Source organism: Chryseobacterium sp. c4a (assembly GCF_009900745.1).
Taxonomy (GTDB): Bacteria; Bacteroidota; Bacteroidia; order Flavobacteriales; family Weeksellaceae; genus Chryseobacterium.
This window is the reverse complement of the sequence record NZ_WXVU01000001.1, coordinates 204,876-225,592: the sequence shown is the minus strand read 5'-3', so window position 1 is coordinate 225,592 and position 20,717 is coordinate 204,876. Positions and strand designations below refer to the sequence as shown.

General features: G+C 35.2%; 23 protein-coding genes and 1 riboswitch. Of the genes, 20 read left to right on the top strand and 3 right to left on the bottom strand.

Annotated elements, in window-relative coordinates; genetic code table 11:
• Positions 1–119: 119 nt before the first annotated feature.
• From blaCHM to GTR01_RS01020, 11 genes are all read left to right on the top strand, one after another.
• Complete coding sequence (blaCHM, locus tag GTR01_RS01070; protein WP_160136027.1) at positions 120–911, top strand: CHM family subclass B1 metallo-beta-lactamase; 792 nt, start codon at positions 120–122, stop codon at positions 909–911.
• An 83-nt stretch (positions 912–994) separates the two neighbouring features.
• A complete protein-coding gene (locus GTR01_RS01065; RefSeq protein WP_160136026.1) occupies positions 995–1,774 on the top strand; it encodes an alpha/beta fold hydrolase in 780 nt (259 codons plus the stop codon).
• 18 nt (positions 1,775–1,792) lie between these two features.
• A complete protein-coding gene (locus GTR01_RS01060) occupies positions 1,793–2,143 on the top strand; it encodes a DUF2200 domain-containing protein (protein WP_160136025.1) in 351 nt (116 codons plus the stop codon).
• A 62-nt stretch (positions 2,144–2,205) separates the two neighbouring features.
• Positions 2,206–2,844, top strand: a complete 639-nt coding sequence (locus tag GTR01_RS01055) for a DUF4272 domain-containing protein (protein WP_160136024.1) — start codon at positions 2,206–2,208, stop codon at positions 2,842–2,844.
• Between the two features lie 77 nt (positions 2,845–2,921).
• Positions 2,922–3,878 carry a DUF2157 domain-containing protein gene (locus GTR01_RS01050; RefSeq protein ID WP_160136023.1) on the top strand — a complete coding sequence of 319 codons (957 nt, stop codon included), beginning with the start codon at positions 2,922–2,924 and terminating at the stop codon, positions 3,876–3,878.
• A complete protein-coding gene (locus GTR01_RS01045) occupies positions 3,868–4,938 on the top strand; it encodes a DUF4401 domain-containing protein (protein ID WP_160136022.1) in 1,071 nt (356 codons plus the stop codon). Before GTR01_RS01050 ends, GTR01_RS01045 begins: the two co-directional genes overlap by 11 nt.
• A complete protein-coding gene (locus GTR01_RS01040; RefSeq protein WP_160136021.1) occupies positions 4,925–5,413 on the top strand; it encodes a GDYXXLXY domain-containing protein in 489 nt (162 codons plus the stop codon). Before GTR01_RS01045 ends, GTR01_RS01040 begins: the two co-directional genes overlap by 14 nt.
• A 1-nt stretch (position 5,414) precedes the next feature.
• Positions 5,415–5,909: a toxin-antitoxin system YwqK family antitoxin gene (locus tag GTR01_RS01035; protein ID WP_160136020.1), complete on the top strand. Its 495-nt coding sequence runs from the start codon at positions 5,415–5,417 to the stop codon at positions 5,907–5,909.
• Positions 5,910–6,110: 201 nt separating this feature from the next.
• Positions 6,111–6,236: riboswitch (FMN riboswitch) on the top strand.
• Between the two features lie 92 nt (positions 6,237–6,328).
• Complete coding sequence (ribB, locus tag GTR01_RS01030) at positions 6,329–6,976, top strand: 3,4-dihydroxy-2-butanone-4-phosphate synthase (protein ID WP_160136019.1); 648 nt, start codon at positions 6,329–6,331, stop codon at positions 6,974–6,976.
• A gap of 331 nt (positions 6,977–7,307) precedes the next feature.
• Positions 7,308–7,985 carry a hypothetical protein gene (locus tag GTR01_RS01025; RefSeq protein WP_160136018.1) on the top strand — a complete coding sequence of 226 codons (678 nt, stop codon included), beginning with the start codon at positions 7,308–7,310 and terminating at the stop codon, positions 7,983–7,985.
• 80 nt (positions 7,986–8,065) lie between these two features.
• Entirely contained in the window at positions 8,066–8,305 is a 240-nt protein-coding gene (locus tag GTR01_RS01020; RefSeq protein ID WP_160136017.1) for a T9SS type A sorting domain-containing protein, read from the top strand.
• Positions 8,306–8,409: 104 nt separating this feature from the next.
• Here GTR01_RS01020 and GTR01_RS01015 read toward each other — a convergent pair whose 3' ends face one another.
• Positions 8,410–10,494 carry an outer membrane beta-barrel protein gene (locus tag GTR01_RS01015; RefSeq protein WP_160136016.1) on the bottom strand — a complete coding sequence of 695 codons (2,085 nt, stop codon included), beginning with the start codon at positions 10,492–10,494 and terminating at the stop codon, positions 8,410–8,412.
• A 183-nt stretch (positions 10,495–10,677) separates the two neighbouring features.
• Here GTR01_RS01015 and GTR01_RS24550 point away from each other — a divergent pair, with 183 nt between their 5' ends.
• The 4 genes from GTR01_RS24550 (at position 10,678) to GTR01_RS01000 (ending at position 13,726) form a co-directional block, all read left to right on the top strand.
• Positions 10,678–10,923: a hypothetical protein gene (locus GTR01_RS24550; RefSeq protein ID WP_228452128.1), complete on the top strand. Its 246-nt coding sequence runs from the start codon at positions 10,678–10,680 to the stop codon at positions 10,921–10,923.
• Positions 10,924–11,151: 228 nt separating this feature from the next.
• Complete coding sequence (locus GTR01_RS24545; RefSeq protein WP_228452127.1) at positions 11,152–11,430, top strand: queuosine salvage family protein; 279 nt, start codon at positions 11,152–11,154, stop codon at positions 11,428–11,430.
• A gap of 79 nt (positions 11,431–11,509) precedes the next feature.
• Positions 11,510–12,415, top strand: coding sequence for a hypothetical protein (locus GTR01_RS01005; protein ID WP_160136015.1), 906 nt, complete (start codon positions 11,510–11,512; stop codon positions 12,413–12,415).
• Between the two features lie 18 nt (positions 12,416–12,433).
• Positions 12,434–13,726: an MFS transporter gene (locus GTR01_RS01000; protein WP_160136014.1), complete on the top strand. Its 1,293-nt coding sequence runs from the start codon at positions 12,434–12,436 to the stop codon at positions 13,724–13,726.
• A gap of 52 nt (positions 13,727–13,778) precedes the next feature.
• Here the strand turns inward: GTR01_RS01000 and GTR01_RS00995 are convergent, their stop codons facing one another.
• Positions 13,779–13,994 (bottom strand): hypothetical protein, encoded by a 216-nt coding sequence (locus tag GTR01_RS00995; RefSeq protein WP_115970288.1) that lies wholly within the window; start codon positions 13,992–13,994, stop codon positions 13,779–13,781.
• A 434-nt stretch (positions 13,995–14,428) separates the two neighbouring features.
• Here GTR01_RS00995 and GTR01_RS00990 point away from each other — a divergent pair, with 434 nt between their 5' ends.
• From GTR01_RS00990 to GTR01_RS00970, 5 genes are read left to right on the top strand one after another with little or no spacing between them, the layout of a single operon-like run.
• Positions 14,429–15,280: an alpha/beta fold hydrolase gene (locus GTR01_RS00990; protein WP_160136013.1), complete on the top strand. Its 852-nt coding sequence runs from the start codon at positions 14,429–14,431 to the stop codon at positions 15,278–15,280.
• Positions 15,280–15,750, top strand: a complete 471-nt coding sequence (locus GTR01_RS00985) for an RNA polymerase sigma factor (protein WP_160136012.1) — start codon at positions 15,280–15,282, stop codon at positions 15,748–15,750. Before GTR01_RS00990 ends, GTR01_RS00985 begins: the two co-directional genes overlap by 1 nt.
• The gene (locus GTR01_RS00980; protein ID WP_160136011.1) at positions 15,740–16,333 is read left to right on the top strand and encodes a hypothetical protein; all 594 of its coding nucleotides are present in this window, start codon (positions 15,740–15,742) and stop codon (positions 16,331–16,333) included. Before GTR01_RS00985 ends, GTR01_RS00980 begins: the two co-directional genes overlap by 11 nt.
• Positions 16,330–16,944, top strand: a complete 615-nt coding sequence (locus GTR01_RS00975; protein WP_160136010.1) for a class I SAM-dependent methyltransferase — start codon at positions 16,330–16,332, stop codon at positions 16,942–16,944. Before GTR01_RS00980 ends, GTR01_RS00975 begins: the two co-directional genes overlap by 4 nt.
• Before the next feature lie 57 nt (positions 16,945–17,001).
• Entirely contained in the window at positions 17,002–18,786 is a 1,785-nt protein-coding gene (locus GTR01_RS00970) for a GEVED domain-containing protein (RefSeq protein WP_160136009.1), read from the top strand.
• A 58-nt stretch (positions 18,787–18,844) separates the two neighbouring features.
• Here GTR01_RS00970 and GTR01_RS00965 read toward each other — a convergent pair whose 3' ends face one another.
• Positions 18,845–20,605 carry an ABC transporter ATP-binding protein gene (locus GTR01_RS00965; protein ID WP_160136008.1) on the bottom strand — a complete coding sequence of 587 codons (1,761 nt, stop codon included), beginning with the start codon at positions 20,603–20,605 and terminating at the stop codon, positions 18,845–18,847.
• Positions 20,606–20,717: the final 112 nt, after the last annotated feature.

Sequence of the window (20,717 nt, the reverse complement as noted above, 5' to 3'; positions counted from 1 at the left end):
TGAAAAACTAATGCTTTTCAGGGGTTTTTCATGAATTTTCGCTATATTTTTCAACAAAGACCATCTTTCTTCTTAAATTGCTCATATTTTGTAAATTATAACTATAAAAATAAAACACGATGAAAGGTAAAATTAAAATAAGGCTTAATCAGAACTTTACATTCAGTAAAAAGATATTCATCGTTTTATTTTCCTTATTTCTTTTAAGCTGCCATTCCCGGCATACTACAGATTTCAATGCTAAGGAAATTTACAAATCTGAAAACCTCATCATTAAGCAGATTTCAGAGAATTCTTTTATCCATACTTCTTTTAAACAAACTCAGGATTTCGGCAACGTTCCCTGCAACGGTCTTATTGTAAAAAACGGTCATGAGACGATTATTTTTGATACTCCGACCAATGACAAAAGTTCAGAAGAGCTGATACAATGGATCAATCAAAAGCTTCATTCAAAAATAAATGCCATTATCCCTACTCATTTTCACGATGACAGTTTAGGAGGATTACAAGCATTCCATACTCATCGTATTCCTTCATATTCATATTACGAAACCATTGAATTAGCCAAAGAAAATCATTTTGTTATTCCTAAAAATAGTTTCAATGATTCTTTGATTTTAAAAGTGGGTAATAAAAAAGTCATTACAAAGTTTTTTGGTGAGGGACACACCAAAGATAATGTAGTGGGTTATTTTCCGGATGAAAATATATTATTCGGAGGTTGTCTATTAAAAGAACTGGAGGCTAGTAAAGGATATTTAGGTGATGCCAATATTGCAGCCTGGTCTGCCACAGTTGGAAAAGTAAAAAAAGAATATCCCAATGCTAAAATTATTATTCCAGGACATGGTGAATATGGAGATCAAAAATTACTAGATTATACGATCTCATTATTCAAAGTTCAGTAAAAAAGATTTTTTTCATATCAACAGGTTTTTTGTACACTAGTTTGATCAAGAATATTTAAATACCAACACAAAATAGAACATCAATGGAAAAATATGCAATATCTTCGGACGGACAGAAAATTCATTATAAAGAATCCGGGAGCGGAAATACAGCAATCATTCTGATCCACGGCTGGCTGGGCAATGCTGAATGGTGGGCAGATCAGCAAAAATATTTTGCTTCCAGCTATCAGGTGATACAAATGGATCTGGCAGGACATGGAAAATCTGATTCTTCAAGAGAAGATTGGACAAGTTCCGGATATGCAGATGATATAAAGGCCGTAGCGAATGCTATAGATTCTTCGGAAATCATCCTTGTAGGACATTCAATGTCTGGCGCGTATGTACTTGAAGCTTCATTAAAAATCTCAAAAGTAAAAGCAGTGGTTTTAATAGACACCTTGCAAAATCTGGAACAATCCTTTACTGAGGAACAGGCGGAACAAATGCAATTTACTCAATACAGATCCGACTTTAAAAATGCCGTGGAAAACATCCTTCCTCAATACCTCTTTGTAGAAAAGACCCCTGAAGACATAAAAACAAGAGTACAGCATGAGTTCCTTCATAATGAGTCGGAAAGAGCTATTAATCTATTAAAACCTTTATACAAAACAGATTTCAAAGAAATTGCAAAACAGGTTCCGGTTCCGGTAATAGCCATTAATTCTGATACTTACCCTACAAATCTTGAAGGCAACCGTAAATATCTGAAGAATTATGACTATATAACCATTACGGAAACCGGACATTATCCCATGCTTGAAAAACCTGAGGAGTTCAACATCATTCTTGATGGAGTATTAAAAAAATTAATCTAAACATCTCACACAAAAGCCATGCAGAATACAAAAATCTTCACCACAACTTTTGCTAGTGTTTATCCACATTATATTCAAAAAGCTGAAAAAAAGAACCGTACAAAAGCTGAAGTTCATGAAATAATTTATTGGCTGACTGGCTACAATGAGAAAGAAATACAGGAACAACTGGAGAAGAGAACTGATTTCAAAACTTTTTTTGAACAAGCTCCCCGCATGAATCCTAACGCGTCATTGATTAAAGGTGTCATTTGCGGATATCGCATAGAAGAAATAGATGATGAACTCATGAGAAATATCCGATATCTTGATAAACTGATTGATGAACTCGCCAAAGGAAAAAAAATGGAAAAGATATTAAGGGAATAGTTTTCGCTAGCCTTAATACCCGTCCAATTATTATTTTACATTCAATATAATATTAATTACAAATGACCAGAAAAGAGAGAACGGAAGAAATTCTTAAAAAGGAAGGTATTAAAATCAATTTGAACCTGCCTCATATAGAATCTGAAGAGGAAACCACTCTGAGAACCCCAAAAGAAATAGCCGCCCGTGCAGCCATTCTTGCCATTACCAATTTTGTAGCTTTTGATACGATAGATTCAGAAACAGCAACAAATTATTTGATAGAGTATAATCTTTGGGAATATGTAACTCCTAAAGAAAAAGACTTTATATCCGATCCTACTGAAGCAAAAAAATTTCAGGAAACCTGGAAATGTGAATGTATATGGGTTCTCCTCTGGGCTTTAAAAATTGTAGACACCTTACCTTTTCCCAATACATTATGTGACCTCAACGATATTCCTTTTGAAAAATATCCTGTAGGCGGAGACAGAGATCCTAATGATTTCATTAATGGTAACCATGAGATTCGTTCCAAATCAGAGATTCTTGATGCTAATGATTTATATTACAGATATGATTGGGCGTGTGTTGATGCACGAATCAACAATAGAGAAATAACACAAATACATCCGGGAATTGTTTATGAAAGACATTATGCCCTGAACTGGCTGATTCATTATATGGATCAGGAGTGGGATCATATTTCCTGTGACACTTAATATGAGAACATTGAAATAAATAGATCAGCAATCTATTAAAAGACAGTGAATCACTATCTATACTTAACCTATCTTAAATGAAAAATATACAAAGAGAAGATCTACAAATCCTCAGCAGGCATAGCAACCTGAGCGAAAAAGAGATCCATTCTATACTTAAAGACAATATTTACAGCAGTAAAGAAGCCTGGCAAAAATTCCTGAAGTTATTTCTTGCTAGCCTTGGAATCGGGTTTACCGTATCCGGGATTATTTTCTTCTTTGCCTATAATTGGGCAGATTTACCCAAATTTACCAAAATAGGACTAACAGAAATATTACTTATCGCCGCTACAGGCTTAGCATTACTTTCTAAGATCAATAGTAACATCCGAAATAGTATCCTCACCGGAGCAGCAGCACTTGTAGGGGTTCTCTTTGCCGTATTCGGACAAGTCTATCAAACAGGTGCAAATGCCTATGACTTCTTTTTAGCATGGACAATTTGTATAACCCTTTGGGTGATCATTTCAGATTTTGCTCCGCTATGGCTTTTGTATATTGCCTTAATCAATACTACTCTTATTTTATATTCCAATCAGGTTGCCACAGACTGGAATGACAGTATTATTATCCTTTTCCTTTTTATTCTTAATGCTGTATTTTTAATTGGATCAATTTTGCTTTCTCATTATAAAAAAGCTTTCAGAATCCCTAACTGGTTTACCAACATTTTATCATTGGCAGTCGTCAGCGTATCAACTTTCGGATTATGTCTTGATTTTGTGGATAGCCATAAAACGTTATTATCTCTTCTCATTCCAATGAGTATTATTGTATATGCTTTAGGAATCTGGTACGGGTTGAAAACAAAAAACAGCTTTTATTTTGCTATTATTCCTTTAAGTCTGGTCATTGTTGCCTGTTCCTTAATCTTTAAGATCGGAGATAGTGAGGGAACGTTCTTACTGATATTCTTTTTCGTTATTGCAAGCATCACCCTGATCATTAAAAACTTGATGAACCTTCAAAAAAAATGGAAAAATGAGAAGTAAAGAAAATATAAAAGAGCTCATAGAGCAACTCCATACAGGAAGCAATAGGGAGATTCATTTTGATGAAGATGCTATTATGGCAGCCTATCAGGAAAAAGACATCAACCATCAATCATTATCCATTAAAATATTATCTATTTTTGGAGGAATTATGGCATGTCTTACATTTTTAGCCTTTGTTTTTATTGCTGAGATTTTTGATTCACCAACTGAGGCAGGCATATTAGGAATTATCTGCATCGTCGGATCTTCACTCATCAGCAGAATATCCGGGAAAACCATTATAGATACTTTAAGTGTTTCTTTTTTTATTACCGGCTTCACTCTTCTGGGTATTGGCCTTTCTGCAGAAGGTAATACTATTTATATTGCATTTATTGGCATTGCATTATGTACCCTATTTCTGGTACAAAGCTACATCTTATCCTTTATTTCAATATTGATTATCAATGGAAGTATAATGGCTTTTGCACAGGTAAACCATCTTTATAATCTAACCTCTGCCATCATTATACTTCAGACTGTTATCACAACTTTTCTATTCCTACAAGAAGCTAAAATAATAACTAAAAACAAATTATTTTCTAAACTATATGATCCCGTTCGGACAGGAATGGTCTTTTCATTCATATTTACCTTGGCATTTTTAGGATTGAGATCTTTTCTTCGTTTAACAGATGAGTATTATGAATGGATTCCATCGGTTGTTATTGTTCTGGCTATCCTTTATGTTGTATATCTTCTGCTGAACACGTTACAGGTCTCCAATACAACGTATAAAATCCTTATTTACATGCTTACCGCTTTATTTCTATTGCCTACTGTATTAGCACCCATGATATCAGGAGCCATACTCGTCATTCTGCTAAGCTTTTTAGTCAATTACAGAACTGGATTTGTCTTAGGAATCATTGCATTGATCGGCTTTATTGGGCGATTTTATTATGACCTTCAATTTTCTTTATTGACCAAATCCATACTCCTGTTTACATCAGGAGTCATCTTTTTAGCTATCTATCTTCTCATCCACAAAAAACTGACCGCAAATGAAAAAATATAAATGGCTCATCATTATTATCAACCTTGTTTTACTATTAATATACTTTAATTATTCGGTAGCTGAAAAAGAAACTTTACTTAAAAATGGGCAGCCAATCTTGCTAAAATTAGCTCCTGTAGATCCCCGTTCACTGATGCAAGGTGACTACATGAGTTTAAGATATGCTATTTCGGATAACGTTAATTCGGAAAAACTGCCGAAGCGTGGCTATTGTGTTGTAAAACTCGATGCGAAAGGAATTGCTGAGAAGGTTCGTTTTCAAAAAGACCCAACTCCACTGAATTCCGGAGAATACCTCATCAAATACACCTCTCCCAATGAATGGACGATCAATATCGGGGCAGAGTCTTTCTTTTTTCAGGAAGGCCATGCAGATAAATACAGCAAAGCTGCTTATGGCGGAATAAGAACCGACAAAGACGGGAACAGCCTGCTGATAGGATTATACGATGAACAATTAAAACTTATCAAATAAAATGTATAAAAAGCTATTAACCTTACTTATTCTTCTTTTAGCAAGCGCCATTTATTATTCTCAAAATATTGATCTGGATAAATACGAAGTTTATATTGGAGACACTTTGATTTCCAAACAAGATTTCATGGAACATAATCAAACACTCTCCCCTGATCAGGCGCAAAAACTTCAATTCAAACCCATTATAGATGGACTTAAGAAAGCATACTATATAAATGGAAAATTGGCATCTGCCGGAAAAATAGAGAATTCTAAAGAGAATGGAATTTGGGAATACTGGCATCCTAATGGTGAGAAAGCACGTAAAGGCGAATTTATCAATGGGAAACCTAATGGGCAGCATGAATATTGGTACAAAAACGGAAATCTAAGAGCCATTGGAAATTGGAAAAATGGAACTTATGAAGGAAAGTGGGAAATATATAATGAAGACGGAAAACAGAAGATCATCCAACATTATGAGAATGGAAAAGAAGTTTCAGAGAAAAACTGAATGAATTTCTAACACCCAAAATACAAACAAAAACCACTCCTCTCTGTGAGTGGTTTTTTATTGGGAAGCCAATCAGACATTGATTAATCTTATTAAAAAACTCTTTTCTATCTCAAAAAACTTCCCGAAATTAGCGACTTGTGCATTAAATATTTTCAATGAAATAAAAAATTTAACAAACATACAGTAAAACTTAGTATAAGTTTTCTTCGGGGCAGGGTGAAATTCCCTACCGGCGGTTATAGTCCGCGACTCCTTTCATTTGAAGGGACTGATTTGGTGAAATTCCAAAACCGACAGTTAAAGTCTGGATGGGAGAAGAAAATGAGACGTACGGTAGGATCCTTCATGGGCTCTTACGGTATCGTATTTCATTTCCATGTACCGAAGACTATTTTAACTTTTAAAAGTAAAATAACATGGAAAAATTATTAGAACAATTCGGAGCAACCTCCAAAGAACGTGTAGAAAAGGCACTTTCAACATTACAACAGGGAAAAGGTATTCTTTTAGTGGATGATGAAAATCGTGAAAACGAAGGTGACATCATCTTTCCCGCTTCCACTATTACCGAGCAGGACATGGCACTTTTGATCCGCGAATGCAGCGGTATCGTTTGCTTATGCATTTCTGAAGAGAAAAGTAAGCATCTCAACCTTCGTCCGATGGTGGAAAACAACAATTCAAAAAATCAAACCGCATTTACCATTTCCATTGAAGCCAAAGAAGGCGTAGAGTCTGGAGTTTCTGCAAAAGATCGCGTAACGACTATCAGAACAGCTGTTGCTGAAAATGCTTTAGCAGAGCACATTGCAAGCCCTGGACACGTATTTCCTCTCATTGCTAAAAAAGACGGTGTATTTGAAAGACGTGGGCATACAGAAGGCAGCGTAGATCTTGTAAAAATGGCTAATCTGGGTGATGATGCTGTACTTTGCGAGCTTACCAATGAAGATGGCTCTATGGCAAGACTTCCGGAAATTGTGGAATTTGCCAAGAAAAAAGAAATGAGTGTAGTAACGATTGAAGATATTTACGCTTACAGAAAAATGATCATGAGCAATTAAAACTTAAAACTTATTTAATGCACAAAACAGCCGTCTGAAATATCAGGCGGCTATTTTTTTCTTCTAAAAAAGTGAGTACCCGGAAAAAAAACGAAACTGAGGAGGAATATTGGTTAAATAATTATTGAAAATTGTATTGCAATTGGGATGTATTGTAAAGAAAATTCACCCCTTTTTCATTTTAGTTACCGCTTAGCAAAGTCTATTTTTTGCCTTATTTAAAAGGAAAAATGCTTTAATTCGATTTCAAGTAGTTTAAATATTTCATCAAAAACACGTTATAATGAAAATTGATTCATCTTTTTAACTAACTTTAATAAAAAATTTGGCTATGAAAACATCTATCTTACTTCTGTTGGGAGCTTCTGTAATGTTCTCAGCTCAGATTACGCTTACAAAAGCATCTCATGATCCTATCCTCAACGATGTTGTGAATAATAATCTTATCGTCGGAACCGTGGATAACTCTGCACTTGGCAATAATGTTACATTTTTAAATGGAGCCCTTACACTGGGAGCAGCTGCAACCATCAATTATCTAGCCCCTACTTCTGCTGAAATGACTACCTTTCCCGGATCTACAATCAAGATGGTTGACGGAACCAATACCATATTTTATAAGGCATCGTCTACAAAGCTTGAGATCACAGGAGTTATAAACCCTCAGGTTACCCTTAATTTAAATACAGACAATGGGACTTATATTACCTATCCTATCACTATAGGAGCGTCACAGACAGATACAGCTAAAGGAACTTTTACCTCAGCTCTTATGAATGGAATCACTCAAGGAACCATGTCTACTCAGGCTGATGCCTATGGTACTTTACTACTGAGTGGGCAGACATATAATAACGTTCTTAGGGTAAAATTTATACAGACTTTTAATTTATATTCCGTTTTAGACATTACCTTCCAAAACCCTTTAGGTTCTGTTACCAACACTGTTTATTCTTATTATGATGCCAGCCACAGATATGCATTACTTAGCTCTACCACTCAAATATAACTGTACTCGCTCTGAGCATCAACCAGACCACTTCAACCGCAATAGCACTGAATACCGGAACATTGGCAGTAAGCAATACAATGAAAAAAGAAACCATCAGTATGTATCCTAATCCTGCTCAGGATTTTATTGGATTCAAAGGTAATACAGAAGGATATTCAAAAGCAAATATCTATAGTTTGGATGGAAAACTTATTAAAACGGCAGAGGTAAATTCAGGAAACATACAAATATCTGATCTTCCGCCAGCATCCTATTTTATTGAAGTCAGTGGAAAGAATTCTGAAACCAAAAAGACTACAAAATTCATCAAGAAATAACCATAAAAAATCTCGTTCCGCAACTTTGAACGAGATTTTTTTATCTACATCATTGAAGACTGGAATAAAGAATCATATCAATAAACTTTCAAGTTTCAAGTTTTTTAAAAAGTAGCAGCCGGAGCTGTATCATTATTTAGTTTTTTCTGAATCTCAGTTTTCTTTCCCTTTGAAAAATCATAGCTAAAGCCGAGCACAAACATTGATTTATTATTCATAATCTGAGTATGAAGCTTATAATCCACTAGGCTTTCCGATAAGCTTTTGGTTTTATACTCAGAAGGCATTCCTATCCAATACATTCCTGTAGAAAACGTCATATTTTTATGCTTGTAGCTAATAAAAATATTATTCTGGTTTTCATTAGTATTCAGAAAAGCTCCGCTAAGACTATAGGTTGGAATATTGAACTGATATTGGGCTGAGAAGTTTTTATATTCTGAAGACAACACAAAATAATTGGCCAAATAATCATTTTTAATGACGGCACCACTGCTGGTCTTTACCATTTCGGAAGTAGGAGCCAAATTTGCCTTGATCACCAAAAGTTCATTCCCAAAAGGTTTATATGCTCCTGAGATAAATGCACTAACCTGTTGAGCGTACCGTCCGTTTTCATAAGTCAATGCATATCCTCCAAAAGTATCATCCAAAACATAATACTGATTGATCACACGATTTGTATAAGAATAAGATACGTTCAAATTAAAATCAAAATATTTATTGTTCAATGAATAGATCAGGCTATTTGTCCATTTCTGTTGAGAAGAAAGAAACGGATTTCCTTTTTGTACAATATTAGGAGCCAATTGAAGTACATTACTACTAAGTGCATTACTCACTGGGCTTATAGGCTTATAGCTGCTTGTAAAGCGAAGACTTTGATTATTTTTAAGTTGATATGCAAGTATAACTTTTGGAGTAAAAGACCATTCATCAAAAGTATTTTCGGCGCTTTTATTATGAATATTCGTTAGCCCCACCCCTATCCGATAGCTAAATTTATCTATTTTACCTGCAAATTCACTGTATAAATATTGCTCCAGATAAGTAACCTTATATTGAGAATATCCGGAAAGATTATTCAAATCATTAGATATAGAAGAATTTGAAATACGATATCCGGACGAAAGTTTTCCGGCTTTAAAATCATGAATATGAGCCAGCTCCCCTACAAAACTTGTTTGTTTAGCTTTTAAAACCATATCATTATCATATACGGACAATCCCGTTCCCTTCACCCACTCTTTCGCTGTTTCTGAAGAATTGGTAGTAAAATCAGAGCCTACCAAATTAATGCTCAGTTCATCCTTCAATCCTATTTTTTTAGAATAATAAAGATCCAGCTTTGGAGTAGCATAATCTGATCCATTATTCTTAAACATATTATGCTCTTCAACAGTATTGTCTACTGTAAAAATACTTTGACCTGTTCCTTTTGAAAATCGGCTAAAAATATTCATATTCAGTTTTGCCTGAAGCACATAATCATCAGGAACCAAACGGGTATAACGTAATGCTATACTCTGAAAAGTATATCCAAAATGATCTTTTCGATCCTCATTAGACTGGTAGTGACTGCCATTTAGCTGATAATCGTAAATACTATTTACCCTTCTGTCGGTATAATCTCTTAAATTAATAGCATATTCCAGCCCTATATCATTCTTCCCTTTTGTATAATTAGCATAGGCAGATCCGTTTATAAAACCTGTATTCAATGCGGAGAATGCTTCAGTTCCAAAAACATATCCGGTCTCAGTAGACTTTGTTAAAATATTAACGACAATATCTGCCCTTGTAGCCCATCTCGCTGGCGGAATATCATAATACTCCACTTTCACCACTTCACTAGGTGCAACACTTCTGATCTGCATATCTGTAGCTTCAACACCGTTAATCAAGAATAAAGTTGTACCTCCTTTTGTACTCGTTATCGTATTGGAAATTGGATCTAGTTGCAATTCAGGAAGGGTACGAAGTAAATCTTTTGCATATCTGGCTCTTTCTAGTGCTTCCTTATCAAAAGTATACACCGCTTTATCAGCAAATTGTTTTTTGCGTTGTGCCTTTACAATAACTTCCTGAAGTTCCTTCGTATCGGAAATACTTACCGTATCATTTTTTGCTTCTTGTGAAAAAACAAAAATGCCACAAAACATACAAATGGTATATATAGTTTTTTTCATGTCAGAGTTGGATATACTTTTAGGACAACTAATTGCTGAAATCCATTACATTCATTTTAATTCTAAATAAAAAAAATCCCATTACCATTGATAATTTGTATTTTTTTTCTTCAAATTCAAATTATTATGTTAAATTCAGCCTGTTTTTTGCTGTTTATTTCTAACATCACAAAGTATAAGATTATGAAAAATGTAATCCTATTAGTCCCATGCTTCCTTTTTTCAGCATTGCAGGCACAGGAAAACCAAAATGTTTCGGCTGAAAAGATGAATATCATCAAGACGAATGTTACCGCTTATGCATTCCGGAATATCAATCTGTCGTATGAGCGCGCTTTTAACCAATGGTTTTCTTTAAATATTGGTTTCGGAACCATGCCTGAGGGGAAAGTTCCTTTTATCAATGCTTTCTTGAAGGACAAAGACTAAAAAAGATTTGAAAATTTAAGGGTAAAAGCTACCAATTTCACCATTGAACCAAGATTTTATATCGGAAAAGGCTATGGAAAAGGATTTTACTTTGCCCCTTATTACCGATATTCTGATGTTTCTTCCAACACCTTCGATTTCTACTATGATTATAATGGCCCAAATGGAATTACCTATCAAATTCCGCTGAAAGGTCAGGGAACTACCAAAGGAAATAGTGGTGGTCTTATGGTTGGTGTACAATTTTTCCTTACCCGAAGCCAGAATCTGGTACTGGATTTCTGGATTGCCGGAGCTCATTACGGAAGCGGAAAAGGTGATTTTACAATGACCTCTGATTATGTTCTTACTCCGGATATGCAGGCACAACTCAAAAAAGAAATAGAAAACCTGGATATTCCGTTTGTAAAATACAGTGTGGAAACCACTGCCAATGGAGCTAAAATAAAAGTAGACGGGCCATGGGCTGGTTTCAGAAGCGGACTTTCATTGGGATACAGGTTCTAAAAATAGCAGAGCTGTTCTTTGGGAGGTCAGCTTTATCTTTGGTGAAATTTGTATATTGGTGATATTATAAACCAAGGAAATGAGAGCGTTGATAGAATTGATACAGCACAATAAATTTGCTGAACTTAAACAAGCTTTAAAAGATCTTGAAGAGCTTCAGATTCATGAATATCTTTATGAAATATTAGATAACAACCCTGTTGAAATTAATGAGGAAAGTTTTTCTCCTTATGGTTATCAGATTGAATTTTTAGAAGGACTCCAACTTTATAAAGCACTTGAAAGATCTGAAATCACTTCGGATCATTTAAAACAATACTCCAATCTTTTGGTTCATTTGGCTTTCTTCATGAGTTCTCATATTCAGAACCTTTCTCATGAAGCAATGAGTCAGAATACTTATCTCACAGATCTTGGCCACATATATCGTTTTAGAATTCAGCCCGAAATTAGAGAAGGCATCCAAGAACTTATCGATTTACTTAAAAACAGACCCGGTGAAGAAAAATCCGTTGCCAATCTTGCTGCTGCAAAAGCCAAAGTAAGCAATTCTATAGACAACATTCTCGAAAAATATCAGATTGGAGAAGATATGCTTCAGTTCGCAGAAGCTTTTGAAAAGGTGGGTGAAACTGAAACAGCGATAAGAATCCATCAAGGAATTATGAACGATTTTGAATGTGAATCCATAAAATTAAGTTCCGGTATTATTCCTGAAATGACTCATGTAGATGATCGCCCTGAGACTGAAATTGAGATTTTTAATAAAGCTAAAATTAATTTTGAAAGACTGACCGGGCAAAAAGTACAGGAACCCAACCGAATTCATATTACAGAAAGTCGCCATGCCGAAAAAATTGTGGCATCAGCAGTCGAAACGCTCCAGGCTCTTGATCAATCAGTAAATTCTCCTCAGCCTACTCATCCCTCTTCTAAACCATCAGGATTACTGGATAAAGTAAAAAGATTTTTCGGTAAGAATTAATACTTCCCTATACTTAACATGAATTCATCCTCTATCACCACAGCTCAAAGAATCAAAGCCATTATAGGCGGATCTATCGGAAATCTGGTAGAATGGTACGATTGGTACGCGTATGCTGCTTTTGCCATTTATTTTTCTCATTCTTTCTTTCCGGATTCCGACCTTAATGCACAGCTGATGAATACAGCTGGAATTTTTGCTGTGGGATTTCTTATGCGACCTATTGGCGGCTGGATGTTTGGAAGTATTGCGGATAAAATCGGTAGAAAAAGGGCAATGACATTATCTGTGCTGTTGATGTCGTTCGGTTCATTACTTATTGCTCTTACCCCAACTTACAAATCCATAGGTATTTTTGCTCCGGCCTTACTCCTGCTTGCCAGGCTCCTGCAGGGATTGAGTGTTGGAGGAGAATATGGGGTTTCGGCTACTTACCTCAGCGAAATGGCAACACAAGACAGAAGAGGATTTTATTCCAGTTTTCAATATGTCACCCTGATCGGAGGGCAGCTTATCGCGTTAGGCATTCAGCTGATTTTGCAGAAATTATTATTAACAGAGGCTCAGCTGGAAGCTTGGGGCTGGAGAATTCCTTTTGTGATAGGAGCTATGCTTTCGATTATAGCGTTGTACTTACGGGCTAATCTTCATGAGACCGAAGCCTTTGAAAATAAAAAAGATCTTAATGAGAAAAAGAAAGGAACAGTAAAGGAACTTTTGAAACATCCTAAAGCTTTATTGACAGTTGTTGGGCTTACACTGGGTGGAACACTCGCGTTCTATACCTATACTACTTATATGCAGAAATTCCTGGTCAATACGGTTCATCTTACCAAAGAAGAATCTACTCTTATTTCTTTTATCTCATTATTTATTTTTGCGTGTCTTCAACCTGTATTTGGAACGTTATCTGACAAAATTGGAAGACGGCCGCTTCTTTTAGGGTTCGGAGTTCTGGGAACATTATGTACAGTTCCTCTTCTCACCGCTCTCAGTGCGACAGCTTCTATATGGACAGCTTTCTTTCTTATTATGGCTGCACTTATTATTGTAAGCGGTTACACTTCTATTAATGCAGTGGTAAAGGCTGAGCTTTTTCCATCTGAAATCAGGGCACTGGGTGTGGGCCTTCCTTACGCTATTACAGTCGCTGTTTTTGGGGGAACTGCAGAATATATCGCTCTTTGGTTTAAAAAGATCGGTTCTGAAGAATACTTTTATTGGTATGTTACAGGTTGTATTCTTTTTTCTCTTGTGGTATATCTGGGAATGAAGGATACTAAGAATGCATCAACATTAGATAAAGATTAGGTATTTCCTAAAGAAATCTTCGCCACAGGTTCTCTGTGGCGAAGATGATATTTTAATGGTAAGCTTGTTTAAATTTTTCTATCATACTGTCCAGGTTATGACGTTGGACATACACAGTCTTCACCTCCTCATATCGTGGTGATTTGTAGAAAACTTCGTGAAAATCCATACTTCCGTTTCCTACTTTTACTACTTTCTGTACTTCAATATTAAGTTTTTTTAGTTCGTCTTTAAAAACTTTAAATTCATCCTGAATACTACTGCTCATTTATATTTTTTAGTTTTTAGTTAAAAATTCCATTTTGTCAATCTACCCCCTTCACTTCCTAGGGCAGCGACTTAAACTTTCAATAAATTTAGCAAATATTATCAATATAAACACTATTAAGTCATTATTTTTTAATTATAATCATCAAAAATCCAAAAACTCAATTCATTTCACAACCACATTAATCACATGAAAGGGGGTTAACCCGCTAAAACCAGCCTAAGCATCGGGGTAATTGTGATTTTTATCATATTTTCCAAAGGACATCTGGTTCCATATAAATTATCTACAAAAAAAATTTGTCTGGCTTTTTCCCATATCATAAAGGACTTTGAAAGAGAAAAAATATTTTTTCAAAAAAAAATAAAAAATAGTGTAACATTTTTAAAACACTCGTCTCTAAAAGACAAATAAACCTTAAAACTTTAGAAATCATGAAAAAATTCACATTCCTTCTTATCATCATGTTATTTTTTGCAGCAGTATGTAATATATTTGGTCAGGAAAAAACATATCCGTTTGAGGTAAAGAAAACCGGAAAGGGAAAACAGTCTTTAATTTTGATTCCCGGATTTGCTTCTTCAGGAGATGTATGGAATGAAACCACTGCAAAGTTTGAAAAAGATTTCACTTGCTATACTTTAACTATGGCTGGATTTGCAGGAGCAAAACCTGATGTTGATGCAAGCTTCAAAGATTGGGAAAAAGGAATTGCAGCTTATATAAAAAATCAAAAAATTGAAAAGCCTGTTATCATTGGACACAGCATGGGCGGCGGCCTTGCCTTGGCCATCGCAGCAGATTATCCGGAACTGGTAGGTAAAATTGTTATTGTAGATACTTTACCTTGTCTGGCAGCAATCTCTAATCCAAATTTTAAGTCTAAAGAAAACAATGACTGTTCATCAACCATTAATAAGTTTACCGCTATGCCTGATGAAGATTTCCGTACCATGCAGACTCAGTCTATCCCACGTCTTTTGGCAGATACTTCCATGCAGAGTACAGTCATTGATTGGAGCATGAAATCCGACAGAAAAACGTTTGCCAAAATGTACTGTGATTTTTCCAATACCGACCTGAGAGAAACCATCAAAAATATACAATGTCCTTCTCTTATCCTTTTAGAATCTTACTTTGTATTTATGAAACCCTCTATTGAAGCACAATATAGCAACCTTAAAAACGTCAATCTTCAATATTCCACAAAGGGATTACATTTCATTATGTATGATGATAAGGAATGGTACTTCAGCCAGCTCAATAACTTTTTATCTTCGAAATAATGGTCTTTGAAGATATATACGAACTCTACTGGCAAAAGATATTCCGATTATGCATGGGATATGTAAATGACCCAGATCTCGCTCAGGATCTTGCTCAGGAAACTTTTATTATCGTATGGCAGCAGCTTCCAAAATTCAGAAATGAATCCAGTATAGGAACATGGATCTTCAGAATCTCTTCTAACAACTGTCTCCGGCAGATTGAAAAAGAAAAAAGATTTTCCAAAACAGATCTTCCTATCAATCTTGAAGAGAAAAAACAGGAATCGATGGAACCTCAGATTCAGCTGCTCTATCAATTTATTTCAGAACTTCCCGAAACGGACAGGATTATTATCTCATTGGAGCTGGAAGAAGTAAAACAAGCTGAAATCGCTCAGATCACAGGACTTTCAGAAGCCAATATCAGAGTGAAAATTCACAGAATCAAGGAAAAATTAACTCAAAAATTTAAACACAATGGATACTAATATGGATTTCAAAAATATATGGAAACAGCAAACTTCACCAAAACCCAATATAGAAGAGCTTCTCAATAAACTGAAAAGGTTTAAAAATGAAAATCTTCGTAAACTGATCCTCACCAACCTGCTTCTGATAGCAACCAGCGTATGTATTGCTTTTATATGGTTCCGCTATCAACCTCAACTTACCAGTACCAAAATTGGAATTGTACTTGTGATTTTAGCTATGGTTATTTTTCTATCGGCTTACAACAGAATGTTCATGGTCTTTTATACAATTGATAATACCCAATCCAACAGTGAGTATCTTCAAAGTCTATACCTGGTAAAAAATAAACAAAAGTTTATGCAGACCACCATGCTCAACCTTTATTTCATCATGCTATTTTTGGGGATATGCCTGTATATGTATGAATATGCATCAAAAATGACACCCATATCTGCTATTTTAGTGTATGCTGCTACTTTCACATGGATAGGCTTCAACTGGTTTTACATACGACCTAAAACAATAAAAAAACAACAGGGAAAAATTGATGGATTAATTAATAAATTTGAAGAAATAAATAATCAATTAAAGGAACTATGAATTCTTCCAACAATAAAAACCACTGGGAAAATGTGTATGAGACCAAAAATCCTGATCAGGTAAGCTGGACACAGAAAAAACCTCAGACTTCTCTTGATTTCATCAATTCTTTCGGATTGGGAAAAGAGGCTAAAATAATAGATATTGGTGGTGGAGACAGTAATCTCGTAGACTTCCTCCTTGAAGAAGGATACAAAAATATTACCGTGTTGGATATTTCTGCCAAAGCATTGGAAAAAACAAAGCAAAGACTAGGTAATAAAGCTGATCAGGTAAAATGGATTACTACAGATATTACCGCTTTTGAGCCTACTGAAACTTACGATATCTGGCATGATAGAGCTGCTTTTCACTTTTTAACAACCCCGGAACAGGTTTCTGCTTATATTGATATTGCTGAAAAAAATATAAACCACTTCATGGTTCTCGGAACTTTCTCTAAAAACGGGCCTACCCAATGCAGTGGATTGGATATTCAACAATATGATGAGGATTCATTATCTGAAAAATTTGAAGCCAAATTTGAAAAAATAAAATGCCTCTTTGAAGACCATACGACTCCATTTGAAACGCATCAGAATTTTATTTTCTGCAGCTTTAAAAAGCATTAATCTTTATAGTTTTTATTTATTTTTGCCGGATTAAAAAACAACACTTAAATAAATAACTTGAAAAAACTATTATTTCTGCTTATTACAACTAGCTTATCTTCTAATTTTTATTCACAAAACATAGAGTTTTTAGAGTGTGGAACTGATGAAGTAATGAGAAAACATTATGCAAAGTTCCCTAATGAAAAAATCCAGGATGAAACCTTCAATCTGGAATTATCTAAAATGATAAAAACGGGAAAACTGAATGCTAAGAATGGGCAAAACCAGGTATATGAAATTCCAATCGTTGTACACGTTGTAGGAGACGGAAGCCCTATTGGATCCGTAAATAACAAGTCTGATGCTGATATTATTGCGTGGGTAAACTATACAAATGGTGTTTTTGCAGGAAATGCCTCCAGCGGAATGTCTGCTACAAGTTCTGTCTTACCTGTAAAATTCGTTTTTGCAAAGATAGATCCTAATTGTAATCCTACTAATGGAATTAATAGAATTGATGCCTCCGGTCTTCCAAAATATGTAAGCGGCGGAGTAAATAACGATAATACAACCAATGCTGTATTGGCTACACAAATAACGGCAATGGGGCAATGGGATACCAACAAATATTATAATATCTACGTTGTTAAAAAACTGACTTCAAATGCAGGAGGGTTAAACGGCTATGCTTATTATCCGGGCGGAAGCAATGATTATTCTTTTATGGCAACCAGCGCTTCAGCAGTTAATGCTCAAACTCTGGCCCACGAGTTTGGTCATGCTTTAGGGCTAAGACATACCCACGAAGGATATAATGCAACGACAGGAGACTGCCCTGTAAATACTGATTGTACTCTGAATGGTGATTTGGTATGTGACACAGAACCTATGAAAAGTCTTTATCACTCTTCTGTTCCGAGAAACTGTCAAACGGGACAAATCAATCCATGTACCAACTTAGTATATGCTGGTGGAGAAAGAAATGTAATGTCTTATACATTCTGCTTCAGAGATTTGTTTACACAAGGACAGACAGATCGTGCCACAGCACAACTTCTTAAATTCAGACAATCCTTAATTAATTCTCCGGTTGCTGCAAATACAACTCCTAATAATAGCGTATCTCTTACTAACGCATGTACTCCAACAACAATAAACACTCCTGGAAATTATAATATTGGAATTACTTCAGTAAAGTTTGGAAGCATCAATAACTCTTCCAACAACTACAAACAGGCAATGAATAACTTCTATGAAAACTTTACCGGCAACTACTGTATGGGAATCAGTAAAACGACAATTCCCAACAATACTGCTACTACCATTCAGATTGCTCCGGGACTAAATAACAGCCACAGAATAAAAGTATATATTGATTACAACAATGATGGTCAGTTTGATGAAATTAAAGAAGCAGTTTTAAATCAAACAGGAGTAATCAATGGTTCATTTGCAACTGCCTCTATCACCCCTCCATCAGATGCTGTATTAAATACTCCTTTAAGAATGAGGGTTATTGGTGATATGGCAGGTATTCCTATTACAGCATGTCATACTCCAGAATATGGACAAGTGGAAGATTATTCCGTAACAATAGTACCACAGTCCTCATTATCTGTAAATGATATAACGTCAAGGAATAATTCATTCATCACCAAGGATGAAAATTCTGTATATGTAAAAAGTAACGCTCAAATTTCTTCATTACATATTTATGATACCTCAGGAAAACTTATTGTTGTTAAAACACAAGTGAATACTTCAGAATTCAGACTTCCTATCAATGAAAGAAACATCATCATCACCGTGAATGTTGTTTTAAAGGATGGAAAAGTAATGACGAAAAAATTAAAATTCTGATAATACCTTATAGCAAAAAAGAGAGCATTTTGCTCTCTTTTTTTATGCTAAGTACTCTTTATTTTGACTCTTGTTCTTCTTCCAATTCCACTTCATGTCGAAGTTGTGCTTTATATAATGTAGCGTAATATCCGTTCTTATCCAAAAGTTCCAAATGTCTTCCTTCTTCTACAATTTTACCATGCTCCATTACAATGATTTTATCAGCTTTTTCAATTGTAGAAAGTCTGTGAGCAATAATAATAGATGTTCTGTTTTTGGTAATTTTTTCTGTAGCTCTCTGAATCAGTTTTTCACTTTCATGATCAATAGAAGAAGTAGCTTCGTCCAGAATCAGAATTTTAGGATCTGATAAATAAGCTCTCAGAAATGACAATAACTGCCTCTGGCCTAAAGAAATGGATGAACCTCTTTCACTCACTACATAATCATATCCTCCCGGAAGCTGTTCAATAAACTGATCTACTTCAATTTCCTTAGCACCAGCCTTGATCTTTTCAAGGGTAATACTGTCATCCCCAAAAGCAAGGTTTTCAAAAATACTTCCATGGAAAAGGAATACATCCTGCAATACCACTCCAATATGACTTCTCAGATTATAAAGCTCATAATCTTTCAGATTCACATCATCAATAAGAATGTTTCCGGAATTGATATCATATAGCCTTGTGATCAAACTGATAATAGTTGATTTCCCAGCTCCTGTTGCTCCTACAATTGCCACTGTTTCTCCAGGATTCACTTTAAAATCGATGCCTTTAAGCACCTCCTGTTTGTCATCATAAGCAAAATGAACTTTCTTGAATTCGATCTTACCGGCAAAGTGATCTTTCTTCACTGTACCTGTATTCGTCATTGAATTCTCTTCATCCATTAATCCTAATACTCTTTCTGCCCCTACAATACCTCTCTGGATATTATTGAAACGATCAGCAATTTGTCTTAAAGGACGGATCAGCATTGAAATATACTGAATAAAGGCAATTACCACCCCGGCACTGATCGTGATATATCCTCCATAGAACAGGATAAACCCAATAAATAATGAAGAAATAAGTTCTACAACCGGAAAGAACAGGGAGAAAATAAAAACAGTTCTCAGCAATGCTCCTTTCAGGGTAATATTGATGTCATCAAATTTTTTAAATTCAGATTCCTGTCTGTTGAATACCTGAATGATTGGCATTCCTGCTAGCCTTTCCTGTACAAATGAGTTTTGGGTTGCCGTCCAGGTTCTTTCATCGCCAAAGGCCTTTTTCAGTCTTTTTTGGAAAAATCTTGTAATGACTACCATTAAAGGCAGAATTGCCAATGTAATGTAACTCAGATGAACATTTGTACTGAACATCATCACCAAAACGAATACAATTCTCAGAATATCTCCGAAAACCATTAAGAAACCATCTGTATAAACGGTAGCAATGGTTTCCACATCTCCCACCGCACGGGTTACCAACTGGCCAATTGGAGTCTTATCAAAAAATGATGTTTTAAAATAAATCAGTTTAGAATACAACCTTTCACGAATATCACGAATTACATTCTGTGAGATAAAATTGGAAAAATAAACCAGGAAAAAGTTCAACACAGTTTCTGCAAATACCAATCCTACCAGGATATAGATATGTTTCATCATTAAAGCTTTGTCTTGTAGCTTTGTGATATCATTATCCACAACCTGCATAGTAAGATATGGCCTGTAGGTAGAAACTATTGAAAGTATGATGGAGATTATTAAAGTAAGGATGAACCAGGAACGAAACTTCATTCCAATAAAGAACAGCCTTTTTACAATTCCCCAGGTATCTTGTTTTTTCATTATACGAATTGAAGAAAAGAATTAAAATTCTCTGCAAAAGTAAGACTTTATAAGTTGCCAGCCTTTACAACTTCAACAAATCGTCATAGAAAATATAAGATGTTTACCATTT

Excerpts from the sequence above, each read along its gene's own strand:
- GTR01_RS01020 (WP_160136017.1), top strand. The coding sequence starts at position 8,066 with ATGAAAAAAGAAACCATCAGTATGTATCCTAATCCTGCTCAGGATTTT.
- GTR01_RS00995 (WP_115970288.1), bottom strand. The coding sequence starts at position 13,994 with ATGAGCAGTAGTATTCAGGATGAATTTAAAGTTTTTAAAGACGAACTA.
- GTR01_RS24550 (WP_228452128.1), top strand. The coding sequence starts at position 10,678 with ATGAAAAATGTAATCCTATTAGTCCCATGCTTCCTTTTTTCAGCATTG.
- GTR01_RS01015 (WP_160136016.1), bottom strand. The coding sequence starts at position 10,494 with ATGAAAAAAACTATATATACCATTTGTATGTTTTGTGGCATTTTTGTT.
- GTR01_RS00965 (WP_160136008.1), bottom strand. The coding sequence starts at position 20,605 with ATGAAAAAACAAGATACCTGGGGAATTGTAAAAAGGCTGTTCTTTATT.
- GTR01_RS01005 (WP_160136015.1), top strand. The coding sequence starts at position 11,510 with ATGAGAGCGTTGATAGAATTGATACAGCACAATAAATTTGCTGAACTT.
- GTR01_RS01060 (WP_160136025.1), top strand. The coding sequence starts at position 1,793 with ATGCAGAATACAAAAATCTTCACCACAACTTTTGCTAGTGTTTATCCA.
- GTR01_RS01000 (WP_160136014.1), top strand. The coding sequence starts at position 12,434 with ATGAATTCATCCTCTATCACCACAGCTCAAAGAATCAAAGCCATTATA.
- GTR01_RS00985 (WP_160136012.1), top strand. The coding sequence starts at position 15,280 with ATGGTCTTTGAAGATATATACGAACTCTACTGGCAAAAGATATTCCGA.
- blaCHM (WP_160136027.1), top strand. The coding sequence starts at position 120 with ATGAAAGGTAAAATTAAAATAAGGCTTAATCAGAACTTTACATTCAGT.
- GTR01_RS01035 (WP_160136020.1), top strand. The coding sequence starts at position 5,415 with ATGTATAAAAAGCTATTAACCTTACTTATTCTTCTTTTAGCAAGCGCC.
- GTR01_RS01055 (WP_160136024.1), top strand. The coding sequence starts at position 2,206 with ATGACCAGAAAAGAGAGAACGGAAGAAATTCTTAAAAAGGAAGGTATT.
- GTR01_RS00975 (WP_160136010.1), top strand. The coding sequence starts at position 16,330 with ATGAATTCTTCCAACAATAAAAACCACTGGGAAAATGTGTATGAGACC.
- GTR01_RS01040 (WP_160136021.1), top strand. The coding sequence starts at position 4,925 with ATGAAAAAATATAAATGGCTCATCATTATTATCAACCTTGTTTTACTA.
- GTR01_RS01065 (WP_160136026.1), top strand. The coding sequence starts at position 995 with ATGGAAAAATATGCAATATCTTCGGACGGACAGAAAATTCATTATAAA.
- GTR01_RS01050 (WP_160136023.1), top strand. The coding sequence starts at position 2,922 with ATGAAAAATATACAAAGAGAAGATCTACAAATCCTCAGCAGGCATAGC.
- GTR01_RS01025 (WP_160136018.1), top strand. The coding sequence starts at position 7,308 with ATGAAAACATCTATCTTACTTCTGTTGGGAGCTTCTGTAATGTTCTCA.
- ribB (WP_160136019.1), top strand. The coding sequence starts at position 6,329 with ATGGAAAAATTATTAGAACAATTCGGAGCAACCTCCAAAGAACGTGTA.
- GTR01_RS24545 (WP_228452127.1), top strand. The coding sequence starts at position 11,152 with ATGGTTGGTGTACAATTTTTCCTTACCCGAAGCCAGAATCTGGTACTG.
- GTR01_RS00980 (WP_160136011.1), top strand. The coding sequence starts at position 15,740 with ATGGATACTAATATGGATTTCAAAAATATATGGAAACAGCAAACTTCA.
- GTR01_RS00990 (WP_160136013.1), top strand. The coding sequence starts at position 14,429 with ATGAAAAAATTCACATTCCTTCTTATCATCATGTTATTTTTTGCAGCA.
- GTR01_RS01045 (WP_160136022.1), top strand. The coding sequence starts at position 3,868 with ATGAGAAGTAAAGAAAATATAAAAGAGCTCATAGAGCAACTCCATACA.